14 protein-coding genes are annotated in these 13,144 nt (G+C 62.2%); 9 read left to right on the forward strand and 5 right to left on the reverse strand.

What is annotated here, in order from left to right; translation table 11 throughout:
* Positions 1–76: 76 nt before the first annotated feature.
* The 4 genes from yrbN (at position 77) to yedF (ending at position 3,660) form a co-directional block, all read left to right on the forward strand.
* The gene (gene yrbN, locus QOL81_RS25805) at positions 77–151 is read left to right on the forward strand and encodes a protein YrbN (RefSeq protein ID WP_223182019.1); all 75 of its coding nucleotides are present in this window, start codon (positions 77–79) and stop codon (positions 149–151) included.
* Positions 141–2,063, forward strand: a complete 1,923-nt coding sequence (locus QOL81_RS12650) for a DEAD/DEAH family ATP-dependent RNA helicase (RefSeq protein WP_033641661.1) — start codon at positions 141–143, stop codon at positions 2,061–2,063. The genes yrbN and QOL81_RS12650 overlap by 11 nt, the downstream gene beginning before the upstream one ends.
* A gap of 146 nt (positions 2,064–2,209) precedes the next feature.
* Positions 2,210–3,424, forward strand: a complete 1,215-nt coding sequence (gene yedE / locus QOL81_RS12655) for a selenium metabolism membrane protein YedE/FdhT (protein ID WP_016929320.1) — start codon at positions 2,210–2,212, stop codon at positions 3,422–3,424.
* Positions 3,421–3,660: a sulfurtransferase-like selenium metabolism protein YedF gene (yedF, locus tag QOL81_RS12660; RefSeq protein WP_004933486.1), complete on the forward strand. Its 240-nt coding sequence runs from the start codon at positions 3,421–3,423 to the stop codon at positions 3,658–3,660. Before yedE ends, yedF begins: the two co-directional genes overlap by 4 nt.
* Before the next feature lie 38 nt (positions 3,661–3,698).
* Here yedF and QOL81_RS12665 read toward each other — a convergent pair whose 3' ends face one another.
* Positions 3,699–4,712, reverse strand: coding sequence for a luciferase-like monooxygenase (locus QOL81_RS12665; protein WP_187181543.1), 1,014 nt, complete (start codon positions 4,710–4,712; stop codon positions 3,699–3,701).
* Between the two features lie 230 nt (positions 4,713–4,942).
* Between QOL81_RS12665 and QOL81_RS12670 the strand changes: the two genes are divergently transcribed.
* Genes QOL81_RS12670 through QOL81_RS12680 form a run of 3 tightly spaced genes read left to right on the forward strand, consistent with a single transcriptional unit; the run spans position 4,943 to position 8,189 of the window.
* Entirely contained in the window at positions 4,943–5,914 is a 972-nt protein-coding gene (locus tag QOL81_RS12670) for an HlyD family secretion protein (protein WP_060440881.1), read from the forward strand.
* On the forward strand, positions 5,896–7,050 hold the full coding sequence (locus QOL81_RS12675; RefSeq protein WP_049201576.1) for an ABC transporter permease: 1,155 nt from the start codon (positions 5,896–5,898) through the stop codon (positions 7,048–7,050). Before QOL81_RS12670 ends, QOL81_RS12675 begins: the two co-directional genes overlap by 19 nt.
* On the forward strand, positions 7,047–8,189 hold the full coding sequence (locus QOL81_RS12680) for an ABC transporter permease (protein WP_060421950.1): 1,143 nt from the start codon (positions 7,047–7,049) through the stop codon (positions 8,187–8,189). The genes QOL81_RS12675 and QOL81_RS12680 overlap by 4 nt, the downstream gene beginning before the upstream one ends.
* A 35-nt stretch (positions 8,190–8,224) precedes the next feature.
* Here QOL81_RS12680 and QOL81_RS12685 read toward each other — a convergent pair whose 3' ends face one another.
* Both QOL81_RS12685 and ubiU read right to left on the reverse strand, forming a co-directional pair.
* A complete protein-coding gene (locus QOL81_RS12685) occupies positions 8,225–9,103 on the reverse strand; it encodes a U32 family peptidase (protein ID WP_060440877.1) in 879 nt (292 codons plus the stop codon).
* Positions 9,104–9,114: 11 nt separating this feature from the next.
* The gene (gene ubiU, locus QOL81_RS12690) at positions 9,115–10,110 is read right to left on the reverse strand and encodes a ubiquinone anaerobic biosynthesis protein UbiU (RefSeq protein ID WP_048321239.1); all 996 of its coding nucleotides are present in this window, start codon (positions 10,108–10,110) and stop codon (positions 9,115–9,117) included.
* Positions 10,111–10,368: 258 nt separating this feature from the next.
* Here ubiU and ubiT point away from each other — a divergent pair, with 258 nt between their 5' ends.
* A complete protein-coding gene (gene ubiT, locus QOL81_RS12695) occupies positions 10,369–10,890 on the forward strand; it encodes a ubiquinone anaerobic biosynthesis accessory factor UbiT (protein WP_039567957.1) in 522 nt (173 codons plus the stop codon).
* On the forward strand, positions 10,884–11,387 hold the full coding sequence (locus QOL81_RS12700; RefSeq protein ID WP_049201571.1) for a GNAT family N-acetyltransferase: 504 nt from the start codon (positions 10,884–10,886) through the stop codon (positions 11,385–11,387). The genes ubiT and QOL81_RS12700 overlap by 7 nt, the downstream gene beginning before the upstream one ends.
* On the opposite strand, the gene QOL81_RS12705 is transcribed toward QOL81_RS12700, so the two are convergent.
* Both QOL81_RS12705 and potE read right to left on the reverse strand, forming a co-directional pair.
* Positions 11,374–11,682 (reverse strand): GIY-YIG nuclease family protein, encoded by a 309-nt coding sequence (locus tag QOL81_RS12705; protein ID WP_174136387.1) that lies wholly within the window; start codon positions 11,680–11,682, stop codon positions 11,374–11,376. The two genes, QOL81_RS12700 and QOL81_RS12705, sit on opposite strands and share 14 nt — an antisense overlap.
* Before the next feature lie 86 nt (positions 11,683–11,768).
* A complete protein-coding gene (potE, locus tag QOL81_RS12710; RefSeq protein WP_047571695.1) occupies positions 11,769–13,085 on the reverse strand; it encodes a putrescine-ornithine antiporter in 1,317 nt (438 codons plus the stop codon).
* Positions 13,086–13,144: the final 59 nt, after the last annotated feature.

Raw genomic sequence — 13,144 nt, forward strand, 5'->3', positions numbered from 1 at the left:
TTATCGCCTTCACGGGCGAGGGCTTTTTTGTTCGTTTTATAATCTAATTTGAGCCGGTTCACACTTTTCAATGAAAATGACTGAAAATTTTCTCGACGAGTTATGTAGACTGGCTGCCATTATTAATGAGGCACGTGTACATGACGACTGAGTTTGAAACCTCTTTTGCTGATCTGGGGCTGTCTGCTCCAATCATTTCCGCCCTGAACGATCTGGGCTATGAAAAACCATCTCCGATCCAGGCTGAGTGTATTCCTCACCTGTTGAACGGCCGCGACGTGCTGGGCATGGCACAGACCGGTAGTGGTAAAACTGCAGCGTTCTCGCTGCCGCTGCTGCACAACCTGCAGGCAGACCTGAAAGCACCTCAGATCCTGGTGCTGGCACCGACCCGCGAACTGGCGGTTCAGGTTGCTGAAGCGATGACCGATTTCTCCAAACACATGAACGGCGTCAACGTGGTAGCCCTGTACGGCGGCCAGCGTTACGACGTGCAGCTGCGCGCTCTGCGCCAGGGCCCGCAAATCGTTGTGGGTACCCCAGGCCGCCTGCTGGACCACCTGAAGCGCGGCACCCTGAACCTCTCTAACCTGAGCGGTCTGGTGCTGGATGAAGCCGACGAAATGCTGCGCATGGGCTTTATCGAAGACGTAGAAACCATCATGGCTGAGATCCCGGCTGAACATCAGACCGCGCTGTTCTCCGCCACCATGCCGGAAGCGATCCGTCGCATCACCCGCCGCTTCATGAAAGAGCCGCAGGAAGTGCGCATCCAGTCCAGCGTGACCACCCGTCCGGATATCAGCCAGAGCTACTGGTCGGTCTACGGCATGCGTAAAAACGAAGCGCTGGTGCGTTTCCTGGAAGCTGAAGACTTTGACGCGGCGATCATCTTCGTTCGTACCAAGAACGCGACCCTGGAAGTGGCCGAAGCGCTGGAGCGCAGCGGTTACAGCAGCGCCGCGCTGAACGGCGACATGAACCAGGCGCTGCGTGAGCAGACCCTGGAGCGCCTGAAAGACGGTCGTCTGGATATCCTGATCGCCACCGACGTTGCGGCCCGTGGCCTGGACGTTGAGCGCATCAGCCTGGTTGTCAACTACGACATCCCGATGGACTCCGAGTCTTACGTTCACCGTATCGGCCGTACCGGTCGTGCGGGCCGCGCCGGCCGCGCGCTGCTGTTCGTGGAAAACCGCGAACGCCGCCTGCTGCGCAACATTGAACGCACCATGAAGCTGACCATCCCGGAAGTGGAACTGCCGAACGCAGAACTGCTGGGCGAGCGTCGTCTGGCCAAGTTTGCCGCAAAAGTTCAGCAGCAGCTGGAAAGCAGCGATCTGGATCTGTACCGCGCATTGCTGACCAAACTGCAGCCGGAAGAAGAGCTGGATATGGAAACCCTGGCCGCAGCGCTGCTGAAAATGGCACAGGGCGAACGTCCGCTGATCCTGCCGCCGGATCCGGTCTTCAAGCCGCGCCAGCGCCGCGAGTTCAACGACCGTGACGATCGTCGCGGTGACCGTCGCGACAGCCGCGATAGCCGTGACGGCGACCGTCCGCGTCGCGAACGTCGTGACGTTGGCGAAATGCAGCTGTACCGCATCGAAGTGGGCCGTGACGATGGCGTAGAAGTCCGTCACATCGTTGGCGCTATCGCTAACGAAGGCGACATCAGCAGCCGTTACATCGGTAACATTAAGCTGTTCGCTTCCCACTCCACCATCGAGCTGCCAAAAGGCATGCCGGGCGAGATCCTGAATCACTTCACTCGCACCCGCATCCTGAACAAGCCGATGAACATGCAGCTGCTGGGCGATGCACAGCCGTTCGAACGTCGCGAGCGTCGTGACGGTGGCAACGGCGGCGAGCGTCGTGGCAACGGTCGTCCGTTCAACGGCGAACGTCGCGAAGGCGGCCCACGTCGTTCCTTCGGTGAACGTCGTGAAGGCGGCAACGGCGGCGAGCGTCGTGGCGGTAACTACAACCGTGACGGCAAGCCGGCCCCACGCCGTGATGACGGCGCACCGGCAGCACCACGTCGTCGTTTCGGCGACGCGTAATCGCTGATTCACCGTTCGCGGTGAAGCGCTCTGAAAAACCAGCCTGCGGGCTGGTTTTTTTATGCCTGAAAGTTGCCGTCAAACGCCCCTGAATGGCGTATCATTCATAAGGTTTTTTCTTACGGATGATATGCACGGGAGATGCCATGAGTTGGCAGCAGTTCAAATCTCAATACCTGGTGCGCTTTTGGGCGCCGCTGCCGGCGGTGATCGCCGCCGGGATCCTTTCTACCTACTACTTCGGCATGACCGGCACCTTCTGGGCGGTGACCGGCGAGTTCACCCGCTGGGGCGGCCATGTGCTGCAGTGGTTCGGCCTGCACCCTGAGCAGTGGGGCTATTTCAAGGTTATCGGCCTGCAGGGCACGCCGCTGGAGCGCATCGACGGGCGCATGATCATCGGTATGTTCGCCGGCTGCATCGCCGCCGCGCTGTGGGCCAACAACATCAAACTGCGCCAGCCGCAGCACCGCATTCGCATCGTGCAGGCGCTGCTGGGCGGCATTATCGCCGGCTTCGGCGCGCGCCTGGCGATGGGTTGCAACCTGGCGGCGTTTTTCACCGGTATTCCGCAGTTCTCGCTGCACGCCTGGTTCTTCGCGCTGGCGACCGCCGCGGGTTCGTACTTCGGCGCCAAATTCACGCTGCTGCCGATGTTCCGCATCCCGGTCAAATTGCAAAAGGTGAAGGCCGCCGCGCCGCTGACGCAGAAACCTGAGCAGGCGCGCCGCCGCTTCCGGTTGGGCATGGCGGTCTTCGGCCTGGCGGTGGCCTGGTCGCTGTGGACGCTGTTCGATGCGCCGAAGCTCGGTATCGCCATGCTGTTCGGCATCGGCTTCGGTCTGCTGATCGAACGCGCGCAGATCTGCTTCACCTCGGCGTTCCGCGATCTGTGGATCACCGGCCGCACCCACATGGCGAAAGCCATCATCATCGGCATGGCGGTGAGCGCCATCGGCATCTTCAGCTACGTGCAGCTCGGCGTGGCGCCGAAAATCATGTGGGCCGGCCCGAATGCGGTGCTGGGCGGCTTGCTGTTCGGCTTCGGCATCGTGCTGGCCGGCGGTTGCGAGACCGGCTGGATGTACCGCGCGGTGGAAGGGCAGGTGCACTACTGGTGGGTGGGGCTGGGCAACATCATCGGCGCCACGCTGCTGGCCTATTACTGGGACGATCTGGCGCCGGCGCTGGCGACCGACTACGACAAGATCAACCTGCTCGATACCTTCGGCCCGATCGGCGGCCTGCTGGTGACCTATCTGCTGCTGGCGCTGGCCTTCGCTGCCATGCTGTGGTGGGAGAAACGCTTTTTCCGCGCCCGGCCTGAGGCGCAGGTGGTGAATTTGAGGAGCATGCCATGAAAGAGACGACGATAGTGCCGGACTACCGGCTGGACATGCTGGGCGAGCCTTGCCCGTACCCGGCGGTGGCGACGCTGGAGGCGATGCCGCAGCTGAAGCCAGGGGAAATCCTGGAGGTGATCAGCGATTGCCCGCAGTCGATCAACAACATTCCGCTCGACGCGCGCAACCACGGCTACAAGGTGCTGGATATCCAGCAGGACGGGCCGACCATCCGCTATTTGATCCAGCGTTAACGCCGAGGCGGTGGGGCTCCCCACCGCCTTTTCGCGTTTTATCCCTGCACGATGTCGCCTTGCACTCCGGCAACAATCTCGAACGAACGCAGCCGCGCCTGGTGATCGAAAATCTGGCCGTTGACCATGATCTCGTCGGCATCGGTTTCACGCAGCAGCGTTTGCAACCCGTGACGCACGGTTTTTTCATCGCCGACGATCGACATCCGCAGCGCCTGCTCGACGCCGTATTGCTCACCGGCGGTCCACAGCGCGTGGATGTTATCCACCGGCGGTGGCAGCGGGCCGGGCGAACCGCGGCGCAGATTGATGAACTGCTGCTGCATCGAGCTGAACAGGAAGCGCGCATCGCTATCGCTCTCAGCGGCGATCACGTTGACGCACACCATGGCGTGCGGCTGCGCCAGCTGTTTGGACGGTTTGAAGTTCTCGCGGTACAGCTGCAGCGCCTGGAACAGCATATCCGGGGCGAAGTGCGAGGCGAAGGCGAACGGCAGGCCGAGCTGCGCCGCCAGCTGCGCGCTATAGAGGCTGGAGCCGAGCAGCCAGAGCGGCACGTGCAGCCCCTGGCCAGGCACCGCCTGCACCGGCTGGCCGGGCTGCGCGTCGCAGAAGTAGTTTTGCAGCTCCTGCACGTCGCGCGGGAAGGTATCCACATCGCCGGACAGATGGCGACGCAACGCCATCATGGTGCGCTGATCGGTGCCGGGCGCGCGGCCCAGCCCCAGGTCAATGCGCCCTGGGTAAAGCGACTCCAGCGTGCCGAACTGTTCGGCGATCACCAGCGGCGCATGGTTCGGCAGCATCACGCCTCCGGAGCCGAGGCGAATGCTCTGGGTGCCGGCGGCCAGATAGCCCAGCAGCACCGAGGTGGCGGCGCTGCCGATGCCGGTCATGTTGTGGTGCTCGGCCAGCCAGTAGCGCCGGTAACCCCAGCGTTCGGCGTGCTGTGCCAGATCCAGCGAACAGTGGAAAGCGTCGCGCGCTTTGGCCCCTTGCGGGATTGGCGATAAATCCAGTACCGACAGCGGTACGGCAGTGTTTTCAGTCATGACATCGTCCATCAGAGAGTGGATCGCTTAAAGGGCGATTGCAGGAGTCTGCATACCAAAAAGCCGAAAATGATGCTTTTTAGTGTTAAAAGCATAATCCAATTTATAGTTATAAAAGAGGAGATATGTGCTTGTGATATCCTCATGAGAGCAATGGTGTTTTTTGGAGCAATTTGAGATATGGAAATGATGATCCCCGCCCGCCGCTTACCGTTCCGGGAGCCGATATAATGAAAAAAAAGACGCTGTTTACCCTGTTGCTGATGATGGTGGCGATCGCATTGGCGATCCTGTTCCGCGCGCATAATCAGGATCTGTTACTGCAGGGTGAAGTGGACGCCCCCGAAGTGATCGTCGCTTCTAAAGCGAAAGGCCGGGTGGTTGAACGCCTGATCGAACGCGGCGACGACGTGAAAAGCGGCCAGCTGATTATTCAGCTCGACAGCCCCGAACTGATGGCGCAGCTGCGTTCCGCGCAGGCGACGCGCGACGAAGCCAAGGCGCAGCTCGATCAGTCGCTGCACGGCACCCGTGAAGAGAGCATCCGCAACCTGCGCGCTAATCTGGCGCAGGCCGAGGCGCAGTACCGCAACGCGCAAAACGACTACAACCGCAACCTGAGCGTGTCCGGCAAGGGCTATATCTCGAAGTCCGAGCTGGACGCTTCGCGCCGGTCGCGCGATACCGCCTTCCAGCAGGTGCAGGCGGCCAAGGCCAACCTGGACGAAGGTATCAACGGCGACCGCGTCGAGCTGCGGCAACAATACGCGGCGGCGCTGCGGGCGGCGGAAGAGAACCTGCTGCAGATCCAGGCGCAGAGCGACGATCTGCAGGTGAAAGCGCCGGTAGACGGCGAAGTGGGGCCGATCCCGGCCGAAGTGGGCGAATTGCTGAACGCCGGCAGCCCGCTGGTGACGCTGATCCGGGTGCCGGACGCCTACTTCGTGTTTAACCTGCGCGAAGACATCCTGGCCCACGTGCGCAAAGGCGACAAGGTCAAGCTGCGGGTGCCGGCGCTGAAGGACAAAATGATCGACACCGAGGTGCGCTACATCGCGCCGCTGGGGGATTACGCCACCAAACGCGCCACCCGCGCCACCGGCGACTTCGACCTGAAAACCTTCGAAGTGCGCCTGTATCCGTCACAGCCGGTGGACGGCCTGCGTCCGGGGATGAGCACCTTATGGCAATGGAAAGAGTAAGGGCCGGCTGGCGCTGCTTCAGTCACGCGTTCGATAAAGAGTGCCGCGTCGCCTTTCGCAGCCCGGTGGTGCACTGGCTGAGCTGGATCTTTCCGCTGATCCTGTTTGGGCTGATCAGCAGCAACTTCTCCGAAGGCACGCTGCTCGATCTGCCGGTCTCGGTGGTGGACAGCGATCACAGCCCGCTGTCCAAGTCGCTGACGCGGCGGTTGGACGCCGGGTCGCACGCCCACGTCGAGGCCTACGGCGGCGGGCTGCCGGAGTCGCTGAACCGCCTGCGCAGCGCGCAGGATTACGCGTTGCTGTACATCCCGCCGGACTTTGAGGCCAACGCGCTGTCGGGCAAGCAGCCGAGCGTGGTGATGTACTACAACGCGTTGTTCTACGGCGCCGGGCTGTACTCCACTCAGGACTTCGGCGGCCTGATGAACGAAATCAACGCCAGCACCCGCAGCATCATCGCCACCGAGATGGGCAAATCGCTGCCGCCGCTGGCGGACGTGACGCTCTCTTACGGCAGCCTGTTCAACGCCAGCGGCAGCTATATCTATTATCAGCAGTTCGCCGCCACCATTCACCTGCTGCAGCTGTTCGTGGTGACCTGCATGATCTACGTGCTGGCGCGCAGCAAATCGCTGCTGCAGGCCAAGCCGTTCAGCCTGGCGCTGCTCGGCAAGCTGGCGCCTTACACGCTGTGTTTCACCACCCTGCTGATGGTGGAGATCGCGGCGCTGGTGGGCATCTTTGACGCCCGCGTCAGCGGCAACCCGCTGTTTATGCTGATGATCGGCCTGTTTTACGTGATGGCGGCGCAGAGCATCGGCCTGCTGCTGTACACCTTTACCGGCAGCACCATCACCGCCTACAGCCTGATCGGTATTTTGGTCAGTATCGCGATGACCTTCTCCGGCATGGCGGTGCCTGAGCTGTCGATGCCGCTGCCGGCGCGCATCATTTCCAACATCGAACCGCTGACCCACGCGCTGTACGCCATGTTCGACGTGTTCCTGCGGCAGGTGCACGCCAGCGCCATCTTCAGCGTGTGTGCGCTGCTGGCGGTCTACCCGCTGGTGGCCGCGCTGCTGGTGCGTAATCGCCTGCCGGCGCGGCTGGAAAAAGAGGGGAACGCCGGATGAAGCTCTATTGGCAAACCTTCGTTAAGGTGCTGCTCGGCATGCTGGAGCGGCCGGTGTGGCTGATGCTGATCCTGTCGCTGTGCATCATGAGCATGGTGTACGCCAACCGCACGGTGTGGGATCTGCCGGTGGGGGTGGTCGATCAGGACCACAGCACTGCCAGCCGGAAGCTGATCCGTCAGCTGGACGCCACCTCCAAGATAGCGATTGAAACCTACGACAGCCTGGAACAGGCGCAGCGCGATCTCGGCTGGCGCAAGCTGTTTGCGGTGATCATCATGCCGGTGGATCTGGAGAAGAAGATCCTCAGCGGGCAGAACATCGTGGTGCCGGTGTACGGCGATGCCACCAACCGCCTGGCCAACGGCCAGATCCAACAGGACGTGGTGGCGGCCTACCAGCAGCTGCTGACGGAGTACAACAACGGGCTGCTGCTGCGCAGCGGCTTCAGCGAACGGCAGGCGCAGATACTGCTGACGCCGATACTGGGGCAAACGCTGGACGTGTTTAACCCCGGCATCAGCTTCGCGGCGATCATCTTCCCGGGCCTGCTGGTGATGCTGCTGCAGCACTCGCTGCTGATCGCCTGTATCCGCGTCAACATCGCCATGAAGAGCATGCCCGGCGGCAAGGCGCCGCTGGCGGCGCACCTCGGTGGGCTGACGGCGCTGCTGCCGATCTGGCTGTTCCTGTCTATCGTGCTGTTCGTGCTGTGGCCGTGGGTATTGGGCTATCGGCAGACGGCGAACATCGCCGAACTGCTGCTGCTGACCTTCCCGTTCCTGCTGGCGGTACTGGGGCTGGGCAAGCTGGTGACCGAGTGCCTACGCAGCGTCGAAATGATCTACCTGACGCTGGCGTTCATCACCACGCCGATCTTCTACCTGTCCGGCACCATCTGGCCGTTGCAGTCGATGCCGGCCTGGGTGCGCGCCATCTCGTACAGCATTCCCTCCACCTGGGGCACCAAGGCGATCGCCGGCGTCAACCAGATGGGGCTGTCGCTGAACGAAGTGTGGGGCGACGTGATGATGATGCTGGTGCTCGGCGTGGTCTACACCCTGCTGGGCTTCGGCGTCGGCTTCTTGCGCAACAGCGTGGCGCTGCGCGGGATGTTCAGGAAGCGGCGGGCGAGTTGATTGAAAACTCCCCTCCGTGAGGAGGGGAGCGAGGATCACCCCACCAACTCCAACCCGGCCACGCGGCGCCAGTAGCCGTTGCAGTCGGCATGGTCGGTCAAGGTCAGCGGCTGCTCGCCGCGTTCGTTGGCGCGGAAGGCATCGATTTGCGCCAGCGTCTCGGCGCCCTGCGGCGACAGCCGCACGATGTCTACCAGTCCTTGCATGCTCGGCAGCTCGTTGCCGAGGTTGTAGCAGTAGCCGCTCATGGTCTGGATGCCGTTGAGCACGAACACCTGCTGTTGCTCCTGCGAACGCATCATGCGGCCCTGCGGATACTTGATGCAGCAGGTTTCGCACTCGTCCTTGCCGCGGTTCTCCGAGCGGGCGGTGAAGCAGCGCGCCGAGTAGGCCAGCGGCAGGTGGCCGTAGCTCAGCACCTCCACCTCGAAGTCGTGGCGGAACCCCAGCTCGTCGCACTGCGTCAGCAGGTTGGCCAGCCAGTCGCGCGACAGCTCGACCGGCATGCACCAGCGCATCATGCCCTGGCGGCGCAGCAGGCGCAGGGTATAGGCGTTGTAGCAGTTCAGCGCATGGCCGGCGACAAACGGCAGACCGCGCTCCGCCGCCATGTTCACCGCGCCCAGATCGTTGGCTTCAAACAGGAACTCGCCGTTCTCCACATAGCGTTTCAGCTCATTCAGCTCGGATGGCGCCTGCAACAGCGCCAGCGTGGAGATCACCACCTGCTTGCCGCTGCGGGCGATTTCGCGCGCCAGCGCCAGCCAATCGCCGACCTTCATCTCGCGCCGCTTGGTGCAGACGCTCTCGCCGAGGTAAATGATGTCGGCGCTGCTCTCCGCCGCCTGCTGATAGAACGCCGCGATGTCGTTTTTCGGCCAGTAGTAGAGTACCGGCCCCAGTGCGTATTTCATGTTTCCTCCGGCTACTGCCATTTGCGGTGATAGGCGCCCAGCGTGGTTTGGGTGCCCTCGGACATCGCGCCCAGCGTCTCCATCCAGGCGGCGTCGGCGCGGTAGGCGGCCGGGTCGGCCTGGCAGCGGTCGATCGCCTGGCGCCAGACGCGCGCCACCTGGCTGACGTAAGCCGGGCTGCGCTGGCGGCCTTCGATCTTCACCGAGGCGATGTTGGCGGCCAGCAGCTCCGGCAGCAGCTCCAGCGTATTGAGGCTGGTGGGCTCTTCCAGCGCGTGGTAGCGCACGTCGTCCACCAGATAGCGGCCCTTGCACAGCGTCGGGTAACCGGCGTTTTCATGATCCTGATAGCGGTCGATCAGCACGTCGTTCAGGCGCGACTCCATGCCCTGCGGGGTTTGCTGCCAGCGCACGAAACGCGCCGGCGAACAGGCGCCGACGGTGTTCGGCGACTCGCCGGTCAGGTAGGAAGAGAGGTAGCAGCGCCCCTCGGCCATGATGCACAGGCTGCCGAAGGCGAACACTTCCAGCGGCACCGGGCTGGTGCGCGCCAGCTGTTTCACCTGATGCATCGACAGCACGCGCGGCAGCACCACCCGGCCCACGTCGAAGTTACGCTGGTAGAAACGGATCGCCTCTTCGTTGGTGGCGGAAGCCTGCACCGAAACGTGGCGCTCCAGCTGCGGGTAGCGCTGGGCGGCGTATTCCAGCATCGCCAGATCCGCCAGAATCAGCGCGTCGGCGCCCAGCTGGGCCGCCATATCCACCGCGCGCTGCCAGCGGGCGTAGCCGTCGGGATGGGCGAAGGTGTTGATGGCGATATGCAGCTTGCGGCCGTGGCGATGCACGTAATCGACCGCTTCCTGCAGCTTTTTCTCGGTGAAGTTGAGGCCGGCGAAGTGGCGCGCGTTGGTATCGTCTTTCAGGCCGATGTAAACGGCGTCGGCGCCGTTATCCACCGCGGCCTTCAGGGCCGGCAGGTTGCCGGCGGGACAAAGCAGCTCCATAGATTTATCCTGGCTTAGCCGTGCGCCCGGCCGGGCGCACGCTGTCTTTAAAGGTTGCCGACGGCGGTGTTCCGCCGGCAAACGCGAATCGGGGAGGCCATTTTAGGCAAAGGGGCGCACACAGGTTTTGATTTGGGGCAGCTTATGGCGTATTGATAAACATGGCGGTGAAATGCACTATTTGTTGATATAGACCGCTGAAGCCGCGCGCCAGTGTGGCAAAATAGCGGTAGTCCGTATTGAAAGGAGTGGATGACCGTGTTGGAACAACTACGAGCACGCCTTGTGCGCCAGGGGCCGTCGCTGCTGCGCATCCCGCTGAAATTCACGCCGTTCGCCCTGCAGCGCCAGCTGCTGCAACAGGTGCTGAGCTGGCAGTTCCGCCAGGCGTTGGCGGATGGCGATCTGGAATTTCTCGAATCGCGCTGGTTGAAGATCGAAGTTCGCGATCTGGCGCTACAATGGTTTATGACGGTAGAAAACGACAAACTGGTGGTCAGCCAGCACGCCGAGGCGGACGTCAGCTTCAGCGGCGACGCCAACGATCTGATCCTGATCGCGGCGCGCAAGCAAGATCCGGATACGCTGTTCTTTCAGCGTCGGCTGCAGATTGAAGGGGATACCGAATTGGGCCTGTATGTGAAAAATTTGATGGACGCCATCGAGCTGGAAAGCATGCCCGCGCCGCTGCGCATGGGGCTGTTGCAGTTGGCTGATTTTGTCGAAGCAGGGTTGCAGGAGGGCACGGCGTCGGCTTCCCGTGTGGCGGTATCATGCTGATCCGCGTAGAGATCCCGGTAGACGCGGCGGGCATCGATGCCTTGCTGCGCCGCGCCTTTGGCCGCGACGACGAAGCCGATCTGGTGCAGCAGCTGCGCGAAGACGGCCTGCTGACGCTGGGCGTGGTCGCCACTGACGACGAAGGCGGGGTAGTGGGGTACGCCGCGTTCAGCCCGGTGGACGTGGCCGGCGAAGACCGCCAATGGGTGGCGCTGGCGCCGCTGGCGGTAGACGAAAGCCTGCGCCGCCAGGGGCTGGCTGAAAAGCTGGTGTACGAAGGCTTGGATTCGCTGAACGAATTCAGCTACGCCGCGGTGGTGGTGCTGGGCGAGCCGGCCTACTACGGCCGCTTCGGCTTTAAACCGGCCGCCGCCTATGGCCTGCACTGCCGCTGGCCGGACACGGAAAGCGCGTTCCAGGTCTACCCGCTGGCGGAAGATGCCCTGAATGGCGTCAGCGGCGAAGTGGCTTTTTCGGCGCCGTTTAATCGCTTTTAACGACGACGGGTAATAGATACTCCAACGACAGCGGCGGGTGATTCACCAGCCGCTCTTTTTGTATTTTGCTCAGCTGTTTGACGCGGTATTCCAGCTTCAGCGCCGTTGAGCGATCCCCCACCTGGCAGTGAAACGCCAGCGTCAATTCCCCTTTGCCGCGCAGCGCCTTGGCGCCTTTGCCGGCCTGATGCTGCGCCAGGCGGCGCGCCACGTCGGTGGTGATGCCGGTATACAGCATGCCACTCGGTAAACGCAGCATATAGAGGTGCCAGAGAGTGGGGGAAGTGTCGGTCATCGTACGCCGTTTCGGTGGCCAGGGTCGGCGTATGATGGCATGTTCGCCATCACAATCCCATCCCCGGCCGCCGGTGCCTTACCGCTTTACCCCTTTTTTCCCGCCAGCTCGAAGCGCGGCGAGACGATGCCGTACAGCGTCCAGCCGAGGAAGGTGGCGATGGCGCCCCACATCATCGCTTCCTCACCGGAGCTGTAGAGCGCATAGAAGCTGTACAGCGCGCCGATACCTGCGATGATATTGGCGATACGCGCCTTGTTGTCCGGCACCTTCGCCACTTTCTGAATAATGACCAGCGCCGCCATCGACAGGATGTAAGGAATGATGTTGGTCACCACCGCCAGGTTCACCAGCACGTTGAACTGCTTGTTCAGCGACGGGCTGATGGTCATCAGCGACAGGCCGCTCTGGATGACGACGATGGTCAGCATGCCTTTAACCGGCGCGTCGGCCTTGCTCAGCTTGGAGAAGATTTTCGGGAAGAATCCGCTGTCGGCGGAGGATTTGAACACCTGAGCGATGGTGAACTGCCAGCCGAGCAGCGAGCCGACGCAGGACATCACCATCAACGCCATGATGATCTTGCCGACCGTTGGGTTGAACATGTGGGAGAACGCCAGCCCGAACGGGGCGGTGGAGTTGGCCAGATCCATGTTCGGCACGATGCCGGCGATCACGTTGGTCGAAATGATATAGATCACCGCCGCGCTGAGGGTGCCGCCCAGTACGGCGATCGGCACGTTGCGCTCCGGATTTTCCACCACGTCGGTGTTGGCGCAGGCGGATTCCAGCCCCAGAAACGCCCACAGGGTCATTGAGATGGAGGCGCCGATGGCTTCGAAGGTCGGCACCTGATGCGGGTTCCAGGCGGCGACGTAGGCGCTGCCGCTGAACCAGTACCAGCCGATGACCGAGATGCCCACCACCGGAATGATCACGCCCCAGACGGTGATGCCGCTGATTTTACCGGTGATGCGCGCACCGCCGAAGTTGGCGACGGTCGCAAGCCACAGCACGCCGATGGTGGCGATACAGATCCCGAGCGGGCTGAGCGTAGCGCCAAATAGCTCGGTGCCGTAGCCGACGGCGGAAATGGCGATGGCGATGTTGGCGATCAGCAGCGAAACGCCGTAGGTGTAGTTCGCCATAAAGTTGCCCGATTTGCCGAAGGCGTATTCGGCGTAGCCGCCCATGCCGCCGGATTTACGGCTGAACATGCCGCATTTGGCGAACGCGTAGGCCAGCGCCATCGAGCCGACGGCGGTCACCAGCCAGGAAACGATCGAAATCGTGCCCACTTCGGCCAGCTTGGTTGGCAGCATAATTATGCCGGAACCCATCATATTCACGGCGGTCAGGATCGTTAATTGTACGACCCCCATTTTATTATTGGACTTACTCATGATCATTTTCTCTTTTAGGATGCGATCCGGGCGGCGAGAATCATCGCCGCCCCGTAAGG

Source organism: Serratia sp. CC22-02, from assembly GCF_900182895.1.
Lineage (GTDB): Bacteria > Pseudomonadota > Gammaproteobacteria > Enterobacterales > Enterobacteriaceae > Serratia > Serratia nevei.